Origin of the sequence: Kitasatospora sp. NPDC088548 (assembly GCF_044753005.1) — a bacterium.
Lineage (GTDB): Bacteria > Actinomycetota > Actinomycetes > Streptomycetales > Streptomycetaceae > Kitasatospora.
Genome location: NZ_JBIVMI010000009.1, coordinates 93,222 through 112,015 on the forward strand (window position 1 = coordinate 93,222; position 18,794 = coordinate 112,015).

Sequence of the window (18,794 nt, forward strand, 5' to 3'; positions counted from 1 at the left end):
GCATTCCGGGACCCCGCCGCCGGGGGGCGCGGCCCCCCCCCCCCGGCGGGGGCCGCCGCCCCCCCCGCCCCCCGCCCCCCCCCCCCCCCCCCCCCCCCCCGCGGCCGCCCCCCCCCCCCCCCCCCCCCCCGGCCTGGACCGATCTTCATCGCATCATCGGACAACACAATGAACCTACCCGCCGCGGCAGCAGGGCGCTAAGCTGCGAACTTCCGAGCCGGCACCTGACAGGCCGCGCCCCGGTTGGTGCTTCGGGCCGCCCCTCACCCGGATCCAGCCAACCGCGGTGTGCCCCGTCCTCTTCGGTGCCGGGGAACTCTGAAGGGATCTGAAGGAGGGGCGGATGGAGTCACATCTCGCACGGCTGGTTCGGACGGGCAGACGCCGGGCCGACGATTTCTCCCGCGGCTACCGGCGGGTGGCCCCCGGAGTCCTGCGGGTCAGCGTCGGGGTGGTGTACCTCTGGTTCGGGGTGCTCAAGTTCATCCCGGGAGCCAGCCCCGCCGAGGACCTCGCCACCCGCTGCATGAGCCTGATGACCTTCGATCTGGTGCCGCCCGGCGTCTCACGGCCGCTGCTGGCACTCATGGAGGTCATCATCGGGGCCGGCCTGGTCACCGGACTGCTGCTCCGCGTGGTGCTGGCAGTCTTCTTCGCGCACATGACCGGGGTGTTCGCGACGCTCGTCCTGCTGCCGAACGACGTGTGGGTGCACGGCATCCCGCCCGTCCCGACGCTGGAGGGGCAGTACATCCTCAAGAACATCGTGCTGATCGCGGCCTGCCTGACCGTCGCCGGCCGACGAGAGGAACGGACCGAACCCGGCCCGGCACCCGAGCCGGCCCCGCGCGGCGGTCACCTCGTCGGCACCAGCGCCCGAGCCGACCGACAGGCGATGACGGGCTGACCGCGGACCAGACCGCGGCGGCCCCGGGGAGCCTCGGCCCGTCGCGGCAGGACGGGCTGCGGTGGCGGCCTCGCTCGGGTCGGGCGAAGCCGCCCCGGTCGAGCGCGGTGGTCGGGTTCGCCATCTGGATCGTGCAAGGCCAAGGCAGTGGCACCGGGCCCTGGTACCGGTCTTCGCCGTCCTCGAAGACCAGGGCGGAGGCTGCAGAAACACTCTCGCCGTCTTCTGCGCAGGAGGTCGGCTGGGCCGGCTTCCTGCGAGAAGCAGGGGGCGGGGGTGGAGGGTGGAAGTCACCGGCACGCGAAGGGGCCCGCACGTTCGTGGCGAACGTGCGGGCCCCTCCGGGTGTCCGGCTAGCCGACCGAGGAGTAGGCGATGATGCCGCGGCGCAGCCCGTCCACCGCCTTGCGGGCGGTCCGGCGCAGCTCGACGTCCTCGCCGGCCGCGTCCTGGATCTGGCCGAGCACGTCGATCAGCTGCTTGGTCCAGCGGACGAAGTCACCGGCCGGCATGTCGGCTTCGCGCAGGACGGCGTCCAGGCTGTGGCCGAGCGCCCAGCGGTAGGCGACCCAGGCGAAGCCCAGGTCCGGCTCGCGCTGGCCGACGCCCTCGGCGGTGTTGATCCGGTGCTGCTCCTCCAGGGCGTCCAGGTGGCCCCAGATCCGGACCATCTTGCCGAGCGCCTCCTTGGCGCCGCCCTCGGGCACCTTGGGGGCGGCGGCGTCGTCGGCCTGCCGGGCCTCGTAGACCAGCGCCGAGGCGCAGGCGGCCAGTTCGGCGGCGGCGAGGCCGTTCCAGACGCCCTCGCGGATGCACTCGGAGGCGAGCAGGTCCAGCTCGCCGTAGAGCCGGCCGAGGCGCTTGCCGTCGTCGGTGACGGTGTCGCCCTGGAGGTAGCCGAGGTCGGCGAGCAGCCCGCAGACCCGGTCGAAGGTGCGGGCGATGGTGTGCGTACGGGAGCGCATCCTGCGCTCCAGCAGGTCGGTGTCGCGGTGCAGCCGGTGGTAGCGCTCGGCCCAGCGGGCGTGGTCCTCGCGCTCGTCGCAGCCGTGGCAGGGGTGGCGGCGCAGCTCGGTGCGGAGCCGGGTGATCTCCGGGTCGTCGGCGGCGGCGGCCCGGCCCTTGCGGAACCGCTCGGGCTCCAGGTGGCCGGCCTTGGTGCGCAGTGCGGAGGCGAGGTCGCGCCGGGACTGCGGGCTGCGCGGGTTGAAGGACTTGGGGATCCGGACCCGCTCGATGGCGACGACCGGGTGCGGGAAGTCGATCATGGCGAGCCGCTTGACCTGCCGCTCGGCGGTGAGCACCACCGGGCGCGGCCCGTCCTGGTAGTCGGGGTGGCGCGGACCGCCGCGCGGCGAGCGGCTGACCGGCGGCAGACCCGGGTCGAGGACGAGGGCGAGACCGGCGAACTTGCCGGTGGGGACGTGGATGACGTCGCCCGGCTTGAGCTGCTCGATGGACTCGACGGCGGCGGCGCGGCGCTGGCTGCTGCCCTCGCGGGCGAGCTCGTTCTCGCGCTCCTTGAGCTGCCGGCGCAGGCCCATGTACTCGTCGAAGTCGCCGAGGTGGCAGGTCATGGAGGCGCGGTAGCCGTCCAGTCCCTCCTCGTTGCGCTGGACCTGCCGGGCGATGCCGACCACCGAGCGGTCCGCCTGGAACTGCGCGAAGGACGTCTCCAGCAGCTCGCGGGAGCGGTGCCGGCCGAACTGGGAGACCAGGTTGACGGCCATGTTGTAGGACGGCCGGAAGGAGGACTTCAGCGGGTAGGTGCGGGTGCCGGCCAGGCCGGCCAGGGCCTCCGGGTCGAGGCCGCGCTGCCAGAGCACCACGGCGTGGCCCTCGATGTCGATGCCGCGCCGGCCGGCCCGGCCGGTGAGCTGGGTGTACTCGCCGGGGGTGATGTCGGCGTGGGTCTCGCCGTTCCACTTGACGAGCTTCTCCATGACCACCGAACGGGCGGGCATGTTGATGCCGAGCGCCAGGGTCTCGGTCGCGAAGACGGCCTTGACGAGGCCCTTCACGAAGAGCTCCTCGACGACCTCCTTGAACCGCGGCAGCATGCCGGCGTGGTGGGCGGCGATGCCGCGCTCCAGCCCGTCCAGCCACTCGAAGTAGCCGAGGACGTGCAGGTCCTCGTCGGGGATGTCGGCGCAGCGCTCCTCGACGATGGCGCGGACCTGGGCGCGGTCGGCGTCCTTGTTGAGCCGCAGGCCGGAGCTGAGGCACTGCTGGACGGCGGCCTCGCAGCCGGCCCGGCTGAAGATGAAGGTGATCGCGGGCAGCAGGCCCTCGGCGTCGAGCCGGTCGATGACGTCGACCCGGCCCGGCGTCCAGACCCGGCCGGGGCGGCCGTTGGGCATGGAACGGCCGCGGCCGCGGCCGAACTTGTCGCGCGGGTTGCGGTCCAGCTCGGAGCGGGCGAGACGGACCAGTTCGGGGTTGACGGCCTTGGCCGGGTTGCGCGGGGCGTCCTTGGGGCGGCCGTCGCGGTCCGGGTCGGCGAACAGGTCGTACATCCGGTTGCCGGCCATGACGTGCTGCCAGAGCGGGACGGGCCGGTGCTCGGAGACGATCACCTTGGTGCCGCCGCGCACGGTGTCCAGCCAGTCGCCGAACTCCTCGGCGTTGGAGACGGTGGCGGAGAGCGAGACCAGGGTGACGGACTCGGGGAGGTGGATGATGACCTCCTCCCAGACGGCGCCGCGGAAGCGGTCGGCGAGGTAGTGGACCTCGTCCATGACGACGTAGCCGAGGCCGTCGAGGGTGCTGGAGCCCGCGTAGAGCATGTTGCGCAGCACCTCGGTGGTCATCACCACCACGGGTGCGTCGCCGTTGACGGTGTTGTCACCGGTGAGCAGGCCGACCTTGGCGGCGCCGTAGCGCTTGACCAGGTCCCCGTACTTCTGGTTGGAGAGCGCCTTGATCGGCGTGGTGTAGAAGCACTTGCGCCCGCCCTGGAGGGCGAGGTGGACGGCGAACTCGCCGACGATGGTCTTGCCGGAGCCGGTGGGTGCCGCGACCAGGACACCCTCACCGGACTCCAGGGCCTGGCAGGCCTCCAGCTGGAAGTCGTCCAGCGGGAAGTCGTAGAGCTGCTGGAAGCCGTAGAGGGCGGTCGCCTGCTCCTTGGCCCGGCGGCGGAAGGCCGCGTAGGCCTCGGCGGGGCCGAGCTCCTGGTCGTCGTGGGGCTCGGGCACAGGGGTGTTCATCGCCGTCCGGGTGTGATTGGTGTGATCTCGCATCTCAGCGAGAGGTTACCCGTGAGGGCCGACATCGATAGCACCGTTTTTCTGCGCTACTGGATCACTTCTCTCTCAGATCCATAGTTGCAAATGTCTTCAAGCGATCACGAACGCGCCAGCTTCGGACGTCTCCGGTCATCTTCGCTGGAGTACCGCCCACCCTCCCTAGATTCGGACCACAGCCACCACTCACGGGAGGAATGACGATGGCGAACCTGGAGACATCCCTCAAAGAAGCCATGGGCATCGAGGGCGCGATCGGTGTGGCCCTGGTCGACTACGGCAGCGGCATGGCGCTCGGCACCCTCGGGGAGGGCGGCGAGTTCGACCTCAACGTCGCCGCCGCCGGCAACACCGACCTGGTCCGGGCCAAGATGCGGACCATGGAGATGCTCAACCTCCACGACAACGAGATCGAGGACATCCTGGTCAGCCTGACCAGCCAGTACCACCTGGTCCGGCCGCTCACCATGCAGAACGGCCGGGGCCTCTTCCTCTTCCTGGCGCTCAACCGGGCCCGCGCCAACCTCGCGATGGCCCGCCACCAGCTGAAGCGGATCGAGCTGGGACTGGAGCTCTGACCGGCCGGGCAGCGGGGAAGGGGGCGCCGTGGCGGTCGCGCTGTACCAGGCCAAGGCCGAGTTCTTCCGGATACTCGGCCACCCCGTCCGGATCCGGGTGCTGGAGCTGCTGCAGGCCGGACCGACGCCGGTCCGGGACCTGCTCGCCGAGCTGGCGGTCGAACCGTCCAGTCTCTCGCAGCAGCTCGCCGTCCTGCGCCGGTCCGGCATCGTCACCGCCACCCGCGAGGGCAGCACGGTGGTGTACGCGCTGGCCGGGGGCGATGTCGCCGACCTGCTCCGGGCCGCCCGGCGGATCCTCACGGTGCTGCTCGCCGACCAGCACCTGCTGCTCGCCGAGCTGCGCGCCGCCGCGGACCGGCCGGAACAACCGGGCTGACCGAATCAGCCGGAGCAGCCGGAGCAGCCGGGCCGAGCGGACCCGGCCGCGGCCCGGCGGGGTGCCGCGGGTCAGCCGCGCAGCAGCTCCGGCAGCCGCTCCGCCAGCGTCCGGTACTCGTGCGGCCGGTTGTACAGCTGCGCGCTGACCCGCAGCACCCCGCCGCCCGGCCAGGGGCGCACCGCGATCCGGGCGGACAGCCGCCGCCACACCTCCGCCATCACCGCCCGTGCCTCGGCGTCGCTCTCGCCCACGCCCCGCGGCAGGCGCAGCGCGCGCATCGACAGGCCAGGGGTGGCCGGCAGCGGCGTCAGCCCGGCGTGCTCGGCCAGCAGCCGCGCGCCGTGGGCGGCGAGCCGCTCGTTGTGGTCGCGCACCCGGTCGGCGCCCAGTTCGCGCAGCAGGTCGAACCCGGCCGGGGCGGCCAGCCACGGCGTGTAGTCGCAGGTGCCGCGCCACTCGACGCTGGCGGGGAAGCCCCGGTGGTGCTCCCAGGAGAGCGCGAGCGGGCGGACCCGGCCGGTCCACTCCGGGCGGACCGCGAGGACGCCGGTGGCGCGCGGGGCGAAGGCCCACTTGTGCAGGTTGCCGAACCAGAAGTCGGCCGCCCCGGCCACCGGCGCGGGCAGCATGCCGGGCGCGTGGGCGCCGTCCACCACGGTCGTCACGCCGTGCTCGCGCAGCGCGGTGAGCAGCTCCGGGCCGGCGATCCGGCGGGCGGTGGGCGAGCTGATCTGGTCCAGGACGGCGAGCCGGGTGCGGTCGGTGACGCCGGCGAGGACGGCCTCCCGGACGGCGTCCTCGTCCGGGAGATCCAGCGGCAGGTGGACGGTGTGCACCTCGGCGCCGGTCTCCCGGGCACGCCGCCGGACCGCCTCGGTGACGGCTCCGTAGCCGTGGTCGGTGACCAGGATCCGGTCACCCGGCGCGAGCGGGACGCTGTCCAGGGCGATCGCGACGGCCTCGGTGACGTTGGCGACCAGGGCGAGCCGGGCCGGGTCGGTGCCCAGCTCGGCGGCGATCCGGGTACGGGCGGCGGCGACCCGGTCGGGCAGGTCGGCGAAGAAGCCGTCCGGGTCGCGCTCCTGCTCGGCCCGGAGCAGCTCCTGGGCGCGCTGGACCGGGACGGGCACCGTGCCGAAGGAGCCGTGGTTGAGATGGGCCGCCTCCGGCGCCAGGGTGAACAGCGTGTCCGTCCCGGGCAGCGCGGCCGGGGGCTCGGCTGTCCGCAGGTCCTCGGTCACTGCGCCTCCTAAGTGATGTGTGACATTTCACATGACAGAATACTGGCCGGGCGAGGCACCGCGCGGAGACCATCGGGCCGTGACCATCACCGACCCCTTCCTCTCCCTCAGCGCCCGTACCGGCCGCTTCACCTACGGCGCTCCGCGGGCGATCACCCTCAGCGAGGACGGTACCCGGCTGCTGCTGCTCCGCTCGACCGGCCCGGAGGACCGGGTCGAGCGGCTCTGGCTGCTCGACCCGGCCGAGGGCGGCGAACGCCTGGTGGCCGACCCCGCCGCCCTCGCCCCCGGGCGGACCGGCGACCGGGCCGGCCTCCCGGCCGTCGAACGCCGCCTGCGCGAGCGGATCCGCCTCACCGCGGCCGGCATCGGCGCCTACGCCGCCACCGCCGACCTCTCCACCGCCGTCTTCACCCTCGACGGGCGGCTGTTCCGGGCCGACACCGCCACCGGCGAGTGCCGCGAACTCCCGGTCGCCGGGCCCGCCTTCGACCCCCGGCCCGACCCGGCCGGCGAGCGCGTCGCCTACGTCGCCGACGACGCCCTGTACGTCACCCCCGGCCCCGCCCCGCTCAGCCCGGCCGACGGCGCCCGCTGGGGCGTCGCCGAGTTCGCCGCCGCCGAGGAGCTGGGCCGCTCCCGGGGCCACTGGTGGCGCCCGGACGGCGGCGCCCTGCTGGCCGCCCGGGTGGACGAATCCGCCCTGCCCAGGCGCTACTTCGCCGACCCGGCACGCCCGGCCGAACAGCCCGAGGACTTCGCCTACCCGCAGGCCGGCGGGCCCAACGCCGACGTCCAGCTCTGGGTCCTCGGCCTGGACGGACAGCGGACCCGACTGCACTGGGCCGCCGCCGAGTTCCCGTACCTCTGCGCCGCGCAGTGGGCCGACGAGGGCGAGATCCTGCTCACCGTCGCCGACCGGCTCCAGCAGCACGTACTCCTGCTCAGCGCCGACCCCGCCACCGGCGAGACCCGCGAACTCTCGCGCACCACCGACGAGTTCTGGGTCGACGAGCTGCCCGGCACGCCCGCCCGGCTCGCCGGTGGACGACTGCTCACCGTCCACGACACCCCCGGGGCCCGGGGCCTGGCACTCGACGGCAAGCCGCTGGACACCACCGGCCTGCAGATCCGCCGCGTGGTCGGCCGGCTCCACGGCAAGCTGCTCACCGAGACCGGCGAGGGCGACCCGGCCGACCAGCACGTCCACCTGATCGACCCGGACGGCGGCGCACCCGAGCGCCTCAGCACCGGCCCCGGCGTGCACAGCGCCCTCGCCGCCGCCGACACCCTGCTGCTCACCTCCGCCGACCCCGACGGCATCCGCCGCCGGCTGCTCCACCACGGCGAGGAGAGCGAGCTCACCGACCTGAGCGCCCGGTTGCCCTACCGGGTCGATCCCCGGCTCGCCCGGGTCACCGAACTCGGCCTGCCCACCGCCGTGGTGTACCCGCGCGACCATGTGGCCGGCCGCCGGCTGCCCGTCCTGCTGGACGTCTACGGCGGGCCCGGCTACCAGGCGGTGGCCACCGAGCCGCGCCGCTGGCAGCTGCGCCAGTGGTGGGCCGACCAGGGCTACGCGGTGGTCACCACCGACAACCGGGGCACCCCGTTCGTCTCGCCCGACTTCACCCGGGCGATCTTCCGGCGCTTCTCCCAGGTGGCGCTGGACGACCAGGTGGCCGCCCTGCGGGCGCTCGCCGACACCCACCCCGACCTCGACCTCGGCCGGGTCGGCGTCCGCGGCTGGTCGTACGGCGGCTACTTCGCGGCGCTCGCCGTGCTGCGCCGCCCGGACGTCTTCCACGCCGCCTGCGCGGGCGCGGCGCCCACCGACTTCCGGCAGTACGACACCGCCTACACCGAGCGCTACCTCGGTCTGCCGCAGCACAACCCGGAGGGCTACGCGGCCGACTGCCTGGTCGGGGACGCCCCGGCGCTCACCAGGCCGCTGCTGCTGATCCACGGCCTGGCCGACGACAACGTCCACCCCTCGCACTCCCTGCTGCTCTCCCAGGCGCTCACCCGGGCCGGCCGCCCGCACGCCGTGCTGCCGCTGCCGGGCGTCACCCACATGACCCCCGGCGGGGTGAACGAGGAGATCACGCAGGCCGAACTCGCCTTCCTGAACGGCGCGCTGCGGTAGCCGGCGGCACGGCGGTGAGCGGCGGCGCTCGGCACCGCCGTGGAGCCCACCGGAACTGAGATCTCGTCACATCAGGGGCGCCGCACGACCGGCCGGGTCGCGCGGCGCCCTTTCCGCCAGCGCCACCCCTTCCACGTAACCCGTGACATGTGAAATATTACCTGCGCCCACCCGACCACCCCTCCGGAAAGGACCGGTCAGTTGCGCAGACTGTCCGCGGCACTCGCGGCCGCGCTCACCACGAGCGCGATAGCGGCCACCCTCCTCGGCACCCCCGCCCAGGCCGCCTCCCCCTCCCCCGTCACCACCGCGGCCATCGCCGCCCGGAGCGCCGAGGCCGGCGGCGCCGAGGCCCCGCCCGCACCGCTCGCGCCACAGGAACGCGAACGCCAGGCGCTTCGCACCAAGGCGCTGGAACAGCTCAACAAGGGCGCCGTCGCCAGGACTCCGGACCGGCGGACGCCGGCCAAGGTGAAGATCGGCAACGACTACGTCCAGCTCGCGCAGGAGCGCAAGGACAAGGTCTTCGTCATCCTCGCCCAGTTCGGCGACCAGGTGGACACCACCACGCTCCACAACGGCCAGCCCCGCTACGGCGGCACGCCGGGCCCGCGCCACAACACCATCCCCAAGCCCGACAAGAGCGACAACCACACGCTCTGGAGCGGCGACTTCGACCGCGACCACTACCAGCGGATGTTCTTCGACGACCGGCCCGGCGCCGTCTCGATGCGCAACTACTACCGCACCCAGTCCTCCGGCCGGTACGACGTCGAGGGCACCGTCAGCGACTGGGTGACCGTGCCGTACAACGAGGCCCGGTACGGCAGCAACAAGGGCCCGCAGGGATCCGGCGCCTGGACCCAGGCCCAGGAGTTCGTCCAGGACGCCGTGAAGGCCTGGTACGACGGCGAGATCGCCAAGGGCCGGACGGCGGCGGACGTCAGGAGCCAGCTCGCCCAGTACGACGTCTACGACCGCTACGACCACGACAAGAGCGGCACGTTCAGCCAGCCGGACGGCTACCTGGACAACGTGATCGTGGTGCACGCGGGCGTCGACGAGACCTGGGGCGGCGGCGCGCAGGGTGCCGACGCGCTGTGGGCGCACCGCAGCTGGGCCTTCCCCGACCCGGCCGGACAGACCAGCCCGACCGGCAACCGGATCGGCGGCGTCCCGGTCGGCGACACCGGGCTGTACGTCTACGACTACGTCCAGGCCGGCGAGAACAGCGGAGTCGGCCTGTTCGCCCACGAGTTCGGCCACAACCTCGGCCTGCCGGACCTCTACAGCACCGCCGGCGGCGACAACAGCGTCAACTTCTGGTCGCTGATGGCCTCCGGCTCCTACCTCGGCAAGGGCAGCAACACCACCGGCGGCTACCCCGGCGACCTCGACGCCTGGAGCAAGCTGCAGTTCGGCTGGCTCAACTACGACGAGGGGCAGGCCGCCACCCGCTCCAGCCACGCCCTCGGCGTCAGCGGCTACAACACCGACCAGGCCCAGGCCCTCCTGGTCCACCTGCCGGACAGCACCACCACCACCGAACTGGCCGACCCCTACCAGGGCGGCAAACAGTGGTGGAGCGACACCGGTGACAACCTCGACAACTCCCTGGCCCGCAGCGTCGATCTGCGCTCGGCCGGCGGACCGGCCGCACTGGACGCCGCCGTCTGGTACGACACCGAGCTCGACTACGACTTCCTGACCGTCGAGGCCTCCACCGACGAGGGCCGGACCTGGAAGCCGCTCGGCGGCACGGTCGACGGCGCCCCGATCGGCAACACGAGCGCCAACACCCCCGGTCTGAGCGGCGCGTCCGGCGCCTACCGGCAGCTGCACATCCCGCTCGACGGGTACGCCGGGCAGCAGGTCCGGCTGCGCTTCCACGTCACCTCGGACAACAACACCCACGGCAAGGGCGTGCTGGTCGACGCCGTCCGGATCACCGCCGGGGGCACGGAGCTGTTCACCGACGGTGCCGAGAACGGCGCCAACGGCTGGACGGCCACCGGGTTCTCGGTCATCACCGGGCGCGACGCGGTCAAGCAGCACCCGCGCGCCTACCTGGTGGAGAACCGCCGGTACGCGGGCTACGGCGCCTTCCTGAAGACCGGCCCGTACAACTTCGGGTACACGGGTGTCGCCGGTAAGCAGAACATCGTCGACAACTACCCGTACCAGGAGGGCGTGCTGGTCTGGCTCTGGGACACCGCCTACGGCGACAACAACACCGTGAGCCACCCGGGCGGCGGCCTGATCCTGCCGGTCGACGCGCACCCGGCGCCGATCCGGTTCGCCGACGGCACGCTGGTCAACGGCCGGGCGCAGACCTTCGACGCGACCTTCTCGCTGAAGCCCACCACGGCGTTCACGCTGCACAAGGGCGGCGTCCCGGTGCGGATCCCGTCCGAGCCGGCCGTCCCGGCCTTCAACGACCGCACCGGCGTCTACACCGACCCGGCCACCCCGCAGCTCGGGGTGAAGGTGCCGGACACCAACACGAAGATCGAGGTCGTCCGGGAGTCCCGCGACGGGCGGCTGACCACCGTCCGGGTCGGCCCGGCCTCCTGAGACCGGCACGCAGGCAGGCCCCGGCCCCCCTTCGGCGGAAGGGGGGCCGGGGCCTGCGCGTACTACCGGCTCCGCCTGGTCGCGCGGCACCGTCGAGCTGACGCCGAGGACGACCGCGGCCGGCGTCGGCGGCACCAACGAGGACAGCGGCACCGCACCGGCGCGACGGACCCGGTGGAGCCCGGTGCCACGGGTGGACCCGGCCGGGCGCGGCCCTCGTGAGGTTCCCCGCCGCGCCCGACCGGGGGTCGGTGAGGGGGCGCGCCCCCTCGGAGGGATGCCGTACCACTCGGCGTGGGGGTGACCGAGCGGTACGGCGGCCGGCGGCCCGGGGGCTCAGCCCTCCGGGAAGTGGCAGGCTGCCTCCCGGGCGCCCGGCCCGGCGATCCGCAGCAGCGGCCGCTCGGTCCGGCAGAGCTCCTGCGCCTTCGGGCAGCGCGGGTGGAAGGTGCAGCCGCTGGGCGGGTTGGCCGGGCTCGGCGGGTCGCCCAGCAGCACGATCCGCTCGCGCTCCCGCTCGGCGGCCGGGTCGGGCAGCGGCACGGCGGAGAGCAGCGCCCTGGTGTACGGGTGCGCGGGGCTGCCGTACACCTCAGCCTTGTCGCCGATCTCGACGATCCGGCCCAGGTACATCACCGCGACCCGGTCGCAGACCCGCTTGACCACCGAGAGGTCGTGCGCGATGAACACGTACGCCAGGCCCAGCTCGTGCTGGAGCCGCTCCATCAGGTTGACCACCTGGGCCTGGATGGAGACGTCGAGCGCGGAGACCGGCTCGTCGGCGATCACCAGCCGCGGCGAGGTGGCCAGCGACCGGGCGATGCCGATCCGCTGGGCCTGGCCGCCGGAGAACTCGTGCGGGTAGCGGTCCAGGTGTTCGGGGATGAGCCCGACCAGCTCCATCAGCTCACCGGCGCGCTTGCGTGCGTCGGCCGCGCCGGTGCCCTGGACCAGCAGCGGCTCGGAGATGATCCGGGCCACCGTCTGCCGGGGGTTGAGCGAGGAGTACGGGTCCTGGAACACCATCTGCAGGTCCCGCCGGTGCGGCCGGAGTTCGGCCTGGCTCAGGCCGCCGATCTCGGTACCGTCGAAGGTGACGGTGCCCGAGGTCGGGTCGAGCAGCCGGACGATCATGCGACCGGTGGTGGACTTTCCGCAGCCGGACTCGCCGACCAGGCCGAGCGTCTCGCCCTTGCCGACGTCGAAGCTGACGCCGTCCACGGCCCGGACCGGCGCCCCGGCCCGGCCGGTCCGCCCCCGTCGGCCGGGGAAGGTCTTCACCAGGTCCCTCACGGACAACAGCGTCTCCGTCACGACCGGGCTCCTTCCGGCACCAGGGGCAGATGGCAGGCGGCCTGGTGGCCGGGCGCCAGCGGGCCGAACCCGGGGCGTTCGGCCAGGCAGCGGGCGTGCTCCTCGGCGGTGGCGGCGACGGTGCGGGCGCAGCGCGGGGCGAAGGAGCAGCCAGGGGCGGGGGCGATCAGCGACGGCGGGCTGCCGGGAATGGCCCGCAGCGGGGCGTCGTCGGTGTCGTCGAGGCGGGGCAGGGAGTCCAGCAGCCCCCGGGTGTAGGGGTGCGCGGGCCTGCCGAACAGCTGGTCCACGGGGGCCTGTTCGGCGGCCCGGCCGCCGTACATGACGAGCACCTCGTGGGCGACCCGGGCGACCACACCGAGGTCGTGGGTGATCATGACGACGCCGAGGCCGCGGTCCTGCTGGATGCGGGCGATCAGGTCGAGGATCTGGGCCTGGACGGTGACGTCGAGGGCGGTGGTGGGCTCGTCGGCGATCAGCAGCTCGGGTTCGCAGGCGAGCGCCATGGCGATCATGACGCGCTGGCGCATGCCGCCGGAGAACTGGTGCGGGTACTCGTCGACGCGGCGGGCGGGTTCGGGGATGCCGACCTCGCCCAGCATCTCGATCGCCTTCTCCCGGCCGGCCTTGCGGTTGGCCTTGAAGTGCACCCGGTAGTGCTCGGCGATCTGCTCGCCGACGGTGTAGAAGGGGTGCAGGCTGGACAGCGGGTCCTGGAAGATCATCGCGATCCGCCGGCCCCGGACGGTGCCCAGCTGCCGCTCGGACAGGCCGTTGAGCTCCTGCCCGTGCAGCCTGATCGAGCCGGTGACGGCGGCACCGCGGTGCAGCCCCATGACGGCGAGCGAGGTGACGGACTTGCCGGAGCCGGACTCGCCGACCAGACCGAGGGTCCGGCCGGCCTCGACGGTGAAGGAGATGCCGTCCACGGCCCGGACGGTGCCGCGCGGGGTGTCGAAGGACACCCGGAGGTCGTCGACCTCCAGCAGCGCGCTCATCAGTACCTCACTCTCGGGTCGACGTAGGCGTAGAGCAGGTCGACCAGCAGGTTCGCCGCGACGATGAAGGTGGCCGCGAGCAGGGTGACGCCGAGGATGACCGGCTGGTCGGAGCGGACCAGCGCGTCGTAGAAGAGCCGGCCGATGCCGGGCAGACCGAAGATGGACTCGGTGATGACGGCGCCGGCCAGCAGGCCGCCGAGGTCCATGCCGAAGATGGTGAGGATCGGCGTCATGCCGGAGCGCAGCCCGTGTTTGACGGTGACGGTGCGGGCGGGCAGGCCCTTGGCGCGGGCGGTGCGGATGTACGGCTCGGCCATCGTCTCGATCATCGAGTTGCGGCTCTGCCGGGCGTACATGGCCGCGTACAGCAGGGCCAGGGCGATCCACGGCAGCAGCAGGTTGGAGGCCCAGGAGAACGGGTCCTCGGTGAACTTGGCGTACGCCGGGTAGGGCAGCAGGCCGGCGCTCCGGACGACGCCCCAGATCAGCATGATCGAGGTGAAGTAGACCGGCAGCGAGGCGGTGCCCACCGAGAGCACCATCAGCGCCTTGTCGGTCAGGGTGCCCTTGCGCAGGGCGGAGGTGACGCCGGCGCCGAGGCCGAGCACCAGCCAGAGCACGGCCGCACCGAGGGCGAGCGAGACGGAGACCGGCAGGCGGTCGATGAGCAGGTCCCAGACCGGCAGCGAGTAGTCGTAGGAGTAGCCGAGGCAGGGGAACTCGCAGCGGACGGCGCTGGGCCCGCTGCCGTAGTCGCGCCCGGCGAAGATGCCGGTCAGGTAGGAGGCGAACTGCTCCCAGACCGGCTTGTCCAGGCCCATCGCCACCTTGACCTCGGCGACCCGCTCGGCGGTGCAGGTCTTGCCGCAGGCGGCCGCCGCCGGGTCGTTGGGCAGCAGGTAGAAGATGGTGAAGGTGATGGCGCAGACGGCGAGCAGGATGCCGGCCACGCCGAGCAGCCGTCGGCCGAGGTAGAGGATCACGACCGGCCTCCCCTCGGGTCGAGGATGTCGCGCAGCGCGTCACCGAGCAGGGTGAAGGCGAGCACCGCGAGGAACAGGAAGACCGTCGGGATCAGGAAGTAGGTCGGGTCGGTCTCGTAGTGGTTGATGCTCTCGGCGATCATCTGGCCCCAGGACGGGGTCGGCGGACGCACGCCGACGCCGAGGTAGCTGAGCGCGGCCTCGGTGCTGATCATGCCAGGGATCAGCAGCGTGGTGTAGGCGATGATCGGGCCGGAGACATTGGGCAGGATCTCCCGGGTGAGGATGCGCCAGGAGCGGGCGCCGCCGACCTTGGCGGCCTCCACGTACTCGCGGTGCTTGAGCGAGAGGGTCTGCCCGCGCACCACCCGGGCGATGCCGGGCCAGCCGAACAGGCCGATCACCAGGGTCATCAGCAGGATCCGGTTGACGTCCTTGGCCACCGACATCATCGCGATCATGAAGATCAGCGAGGGGAAGGACATCGTCAGGTCCATCAGCCGGGAGAGCGCCGAGTCGACGCGGCCGCCGAAGTAGCCGGCGGCGATGCCGGCCAGGGTGCCGGCGGCCACGACCAGGGCGGTGGCGGTGAACGCGATCAGCAGCGAGACCTGGCCGCCGTGCAGCACCCGGGCGAACAGGTCGCGGCCGGTGGCGGGTTCGACGCCGAACCAGTGCCGGGCGCCGATCCCGCCGAAGTCCCCGAGCGGCAGGCCGCCGAGGTACGGGTCGATGGCGCGCTTGTCGAACTCCTCGGGCGTCCAGCCGCCGAGCGCGCTGAGCGGGCCGGCCAGAGCGGCCATCAGCAGCAGGAGGCCGACCATCACCAGGCCGAACCTGGCCGAACCCCTGGCCCAGAGCTGGTCCCAGACCAGCCGCCAGGGGCCGCGGCCGGCGGCCTTCGCGGGGCCCGCCGCCGTGGTGGCCACGGCGGCGGGCTCAGTGGTTGAACTCATGGGTGACGGTCCCTCAGCCCTGGCTCTTCGAAGGGTCCTTGAGACCGATCGTGGCGAAGTCGAAGAAGCCGGTCCACACCGGGTGGCCGAAGGCGCCGGCGATGTTGGTGCCGACCAGCAGCGGGCGGCGCTGCCAGAGGACCGGCACCGCCGGGGCCTTCTTCATCAGGTCCTGGTCCAGCTGGAGCCAGGCGGCGCTCGCCTCGTTGAGGTCGGTCATCGCGTTGATCTGGTCGATCCGCTCCGAGGTGGCCTGGTCCCGGAACTGGCTGTAGTTGCCCTGGTTGCCGGTCTCCTTGATGGTGCGGCCGTCGAAGAGGAAGGGCAGGAAGGTGGCACCGGACGGGTAGTCCGGGCACCAGCCGCTCAGCGACAGGTCGGGGGCGTTCTTGGTGTCACCGATCGTGTCGCTGTAGACCGACGGGTCGGCGGTGTTGATGGTGACCTGGATGCCGGCCTTGGCCAGCGACTGCTGGAGCGCCTCACCGCGGGTCTTGTCGCCGGTGGAGACGGTCAGGCTGACCTTGAGGTCCGGCTTCCCGGCCGCCGCGAGCAGTTCCTTGGCCTTGGCCGGATCGCCGGTCGAGGGAATCTTCAGCGGGTCCTGCCGGGCGCCACCGGTCAGCGCGGGCGGCAGGAAGGAGCTGGCGTAGTCGGTCATCGCCGGGCCGCCGAACGCGGTCACCTGCGAGTCCTTGTCGACGGCGTACATCATCGCCTCGCGGACCTTGGGGTCGTCGAACGGCGCCCGGGAGTTGTTCATGTACAGCAGGTCGGTACAGCCGGTCCGCTCGGCCACCAGCCGCTCCTTGACGTCCGGCTTGGTGAGCACCTTGGCGACGGACTCCGGGCGCATCCAGGGCATCTCGACGGCCGAGGCGTCCGCGCCCTCGCTGGCGATCAGGCGGTCGTCGACCTGGCCGCCCTTGAGGCCCTGCACGACGACGATCTTGTCCGGGTACGCCTTGCGGACGGGGTCGCCGGCCGGGTCCCAGTTGGTGTTGCGGACCAGTACCAGCTGCTTGCCGCGCTCGTACGTCTCGATCTTGTACGGGCCGGAGGAGAACGGGCGCAGGTCGTACTGGGTGCCCTTCTCCTGGGACTGCGGCACCGGCGAGAAGGTCGGCAGGGTCGCGGTGTAGGAGAACTCGGCGACCGGGCGCTTGAGATGGAAGATGATCGTCTTGTCGTCGGGCGTCTCGACACTGGCGAGGTGCTCACCGGTGAGCGGGCCCTTGTAGTTCTCGCCGCCGGCCAGGTACTGCGCGGCGTAGTCGGGGCCGCCGGTGAGGTCGGGGGCGAAGGAGCGCTCGACGTTGTACTTGATGTCGGCGGCCTTGATCGGGGTGCCGTCCTCGTACTTGACACCGTCCTTCAGGGTGAAGGCCCAGGTCCTGCCGCCGTCCGAGGGCCGGCCGACGTCGGTGGCCAGGTCGGGGACGATCTCGCTGCCGGCCGCGCCGGGCTCCGCTTTGAAGGTCACCAGGGTGCGGTAGAGCAGCCGGATGCCGAAGTCCATGTTCGGCATGGTCCAGTTGCGGGCCGGGTCGAGGTGGGCGAAGTCCTGGTTGGAGAGCACCGTGAGGGTGCCGCCCTTGACCGGCGTACCGCCGACGATGGTGCCGGATGCGGCCCCCGGGGCCTTGGTGCTGCCGGCGGCCTCGCCACCGGTGTCGCTCTTGTCGTCCTTGCCGCACGCCCCGAGACCGAGGGTGAGTGTCGCTGCGAGGGCCGCCGCGAGGGCGGCGTGGGTGCGCCTGGTCATGTGCAACTCCGCAGTGGGGGGCCTGCCGTGAAGGCCCGTGGTCGGCCCCGGGGCTGATCCGGGACCCGGCCGGGGAGGACGACCTCAGGGGGTCTAGCCGCTCCGCGGTGTGACCCGTAACATAGTAATGTGAAATTGCACTGCACAAGGGGTGGCGCATCCCGTTACCGACCTGTGTCCGTGCAGCTCCCCCGCCCCGCATAGGAGTTCCCCCGGTGACCCTCCACCAGCCCGCGCTCAACATCGGCAGCCACGACCTCCCCGTCTCCCCCGCCCTGGACGCCTTCATGGGCACCGCCTGGGCCGCCACCCCGCTCCCCGCCGACCAGCGCGTCCCCGGGTTCGCGGTGCTGCCCGCCCGGCGGACCCGGCTCTCCGCGGCCTTCCCCGGCGAGCGGCTGCTCGTTCCCGCCGGCGAGCTGAAGGTCCGCAGCAACGACGTGGACCACCGGTTCCGCCCGCACAGCGCCTACGCCTGGCTCACCGGCCTCACCGGCGAGGACCAGGTCGGGCACATCCTCGTCCTCGAACCGACCGGGCCCGAGGGCCACGAGCCCGTCCTCTACCTGCGCCCGCGCTCCCCGCGCGGCGGCGCCGGCGCACACGGCTCGCAGTTCTACCGCGACCGCCGCTACGGCGAGTTCTGGGTCGGCCGCCGTCCCGACCTCGGCGAGGCCTCCCGGCTCACCGGCGTACGCACCGAACACCTCGACGACCTCGGCAAGCTGCTGAGCGGCCCGCAGCCCGCCACCCGCGTCCTGGCCGGCGTCGACTCCTCCCTCGACGCCGCCACCGGCCGGCCCGGCGCCCCCGCCCTCGGCCAGGCCGACGCCCAACTCGCCTCGGTGCTCTCCGAACTGCGCCTGATCAAGGACGCCTGGGAGGTCGAGCAGCTCCAGCTCTCCGTCGACCACACGGTGCTGGGCTTCCAGGACGTCGTCCGCGCGCTGCCCGCCGCGCTCCGCCACCCGCGCGGCGAGCGCTGGATCGAGGGCGTCTTCAACCTGCGCGCCCGCGCCGAGGGCAACGGCACCGGCTACGACACCATCGCCGCCTCCGGCGCCCACGCCTGCGTCCTGCACTGGATCCGCAACGACGGCCCGCTCGACCCCTCCGCCCTGCTGCTGCTGGACGCCGGCGTGGAGACCGACACCCTCTACACCGCCGACATCACCCGCACCCTCCCGCTCGGCGGCACCTTCTCGCCCGTCCAGCGCCAGGCCTACGAGCTCGTCCTGGCCGCGCAGGACGCCGGCATCGCCGCACTGCGGCCCGGCGCCCGCTTCCGCGACTTCCACCGCGCCGCCATGCGCGTCATCGCCGAAGGCCTGGCCGACTGGGGCGTCCTGCGGATCCCCGCCGAGCAGGCGCTCGCCGAGGACAGCGGCCTCTACCGCCGCTACACCCTCTGCAGCAGCGGCCACATGCTCGGCCTCGACGTCCACGACTGCGCCAAGGCCCGCGCCGAGACCTACCTCGACGGCGTCCTGGAGGAGGGCCAGGTCCTCACCGTCGAACCCGGCCTCTACCTCCAGCCCGACGACGAGACCCTCCCGCTGGAACTCCGCGGCCTCGGCATCCGCATCGAGGACGACCTCGTCATCACCGCCGACGGCGCCCACCTGATGTCCGGCGCCCTCCCGCGCACCGTCGCCGGCATCGAGTCCTGGATGTCCGACCTGCTCGGCTGATCCCGCGCACC

General features: G+C 72.8%; 13 protein-coding genes. 6 read left to right on the top strand and 7 right to left on the bottom strand.

All coding sequences use genetic code 11. The features are described 5' to 3' along the window. The first annotated feature begins 343 nt into the window (after positions 1-343). Positions 344-907 (top strand): DoxX family protein, encoded by a 564-nt coding sequence (locus tag ACIP82_RS14200; RefSeq protein ID WP_400653593.1) that lies wholly within the window; start codon positions 344-346, stop codon positions 905-907. A 353-nt stretch (positions 908-1,260) separates the two neighbouring features. Here ACIP82_RS14200 and ACIP82_RS14205 read toward each other — a convergent pair whose 3' ends face one another. Beyond that, on the bottom strand, positions 1,261-4,116 hold the full coding sequence (locus ACIP82_RS14205; RefSeq protein WP_363608693.1) for a DEAD/DEAH box helicase: 2,856 nt from the start codon (positions 4,114-4,116) through the stop codon (positions 1,261-1,263). Positions 4,117-4,355: 239 nt separating this feature from the next. Here ACIP82_RS14205 and ACIP82_RS14210 point away from each other — a divergent pair, with 239 nt between their 5' ends. After that, entirely contained in the window at positions 4,356-4,730 is a 375-nt protein-coding gene (locus ACIP82_RS14210; protein WP_363608695.1) for a hypothetical protein, read from the top strand. 28 nt (positions 4,731-4,758) lie between these two features. Next, positions 4,759-5,109: a metalloregulator ArsR/SmtB family transcription factor gene (locus ACIP82_RS14215; protein ID WP_363608697.1), complete on the top strand. Its 351-nt coding sequence runs from the start codon at positions 4,759-4,761 to the stop codon at positions 5,107-5,109. Positions 5,110-5,180: 71 nt separating this feature from the next. On the opposite strand, the gene ACIP82_RS14220 is transcribed toward ACIP82_RS14215, so the two are convergent. Then, positions 5,181-6,353: an aminotransferase class V-fold PLP-dependent enzyme gene (locus tag ACIP82_RS14220; protein ID WP_400653594.1), complete on the bottom strand. Its 1,173-nt coding sequence runs from the start codon at positions 6,351-6,353 to the stop codon at positions 5,181-5,183. Between the two features lie 79 nt (positions 6,354-6,432). Here ACIP82_RS14220 and ACIP82_RS14225 point away from each other — a divergent pair, with 79 nt between their 5' ends. Further along, on the top strand, positions 6,433-8,499 hold the full coding sequence (locus ACIP82_RS14225) for a prolyl oligopeptidase family serine peptidase (RefSeq protein ID WP_400653595.1): 2,067 nt from the start codon (positions 6,433-6,435) through the stop codon (positions 8,497-8,499). A 201-nt stretch (positions 8,500-8,700) separates the two neighbouring features. Next, positions 8,701-11,073 (top strand): immune inhibitor A domain-containing protein, encoded by a 2,373-nt coding sequence (locus ACIP82_RS14230; RefSeq protein WP_400653596.1) that lies wholly within the window; start codon positions 8,701-8,703, stop codon positions 11,071-11,073. A 336-nt stretch (positions 11,074-11,409) separates the two neighbouring features. Here the strand turns inward: ACIP82_RS14230 and ACIP82_RS14235 are convergent, their stop codons facing one another. From ACIP82_RS14235 to ACIP82_RS14255, 5 genes are read right to left on the bottom strand one after another with little or no spacing between them, the layout of a single operon-like run. Beyond that, a complete protein-coding gene (locus tag ACIP82_RS14235) occupies positions 11,410-12,387 on the bottom strand; it encodes an oligopeptide/dipeptide ABC transporter ATP-binding protein (RefSeq protein ID WP_363608704.1) in 978 nt (325 codons plus the stop codon). Continuing rightward, positions 12,384-13,385 carry an ABC transporter ATP-binding protein gene (locus ACIP82_RS14240; protein ID WP_363608706.1) on the bottom strand — a complete coding sequence of 334 codons (1,002 nt, stop codon included), beginning with the start codon at positions 13,383-13,385 and terminating at the stop codon, positions 12,384-12,386. The genes ACIP82_RS14235 and ACIP82_RS14240 overlap by 4 nt, the downstream gene beginning before the upstream one ends. Further along, a complete protein-coding gene (locus ACIP82_RS14245; protein WP_363608708.1) occupies positions 13,385-14,371 on the bottom strand; it encodes an ABC transporter permease in 987 nt (328 codons plus the stop codon). The genes ACIP82_RS14240 and ACIP82_RS14245 overlap by 1 nt, the downstream gene beginning before the upstream one ends. Then, positions 14,368-15,327, bottom strand: coding sequence for an ABC transporter permease (locus tag ACIP82_RS14250; protein WP_400653597.1), 960 nt, complete (start codon positions 15,325-15,327; stop codon positions 14,368-14,370). The genes ACIP82_RS14245 and ACIP82_RS14250 overlap by 4 nt, the downstream gene beginning before the upstream one ends. Before the next feature lie 13 nt (positions 15,328-15,340). Continuing rightward, entirely contained in the window at positions 15,341-17,092 is a 1,752-nt protein-coding gene (locus ACIP82_RS14255; RefSeq protein WP_400653598.1) for an ABC transporter substrate-binding protein, read from the bottom strand. A gap of 215 nt (positions 17,093-17,307) precedes the next feature. On the opposite strand from ACIP82_RS14255, the gene ACIP82_RS14260 reads away from it, so the two are divergent. Next, positions 17,308-18,783, top strand: coding sequence for an aminopeptidase P family protein (locus tag ACIP82_RS14260; protein WP_400653599.1), 1,476 nt, complete (start codon positions 17,308-17,310; stop codon positions 18,781-18,783). Positions 18,784-18,794: the final 11 nt, after the last annotated feature.

Coding starts and splice junctions, on each gene's coding strand:
- ACIP82_RS14255 (WP_400653598.1), bottom strand. CDS start 17,092: ATGACCAGGCGCACCCACGCCGCCCTCGCGGCGGCCCTCGCAGCGACA.
- ACIP82_RS14210 (WP_363608695.1), top strand. CDS start 4,356: ATGGCGAACCTGGAGACATCCCTCAAAGAAGCCATGGGCATCGAGGGC.
- ACIP82_RS14205 (WP_363608693.1), bottom strand. CDS start 4,116: ATGAACACCCCTGTGCCCGAGCCCCACGACGACCAGGAGCTCGGCCCC.
- ACIP82_RS14250 (WP_400653597.1), bottom strand. CDS start 15,327: ATGAGTTCAACCACTGAGCCCGCCGCCGTGGCCACCACGGCGGCGGGC.
- ACIP82_RS14200 (WP_400653593.1), top strand. CDS start 344: ATGGAGTCACATCTCGCACGGCTGGTTCGGACGGGCAGACGCCGGGCC.
- ACIP82_RS14240 (WP_363608706.1), bottom strand. CDS start 13,385: ATGAGCGCGCTGCTGGAGGTCGACGACCTCCGGGTGTCCTTCGACACC.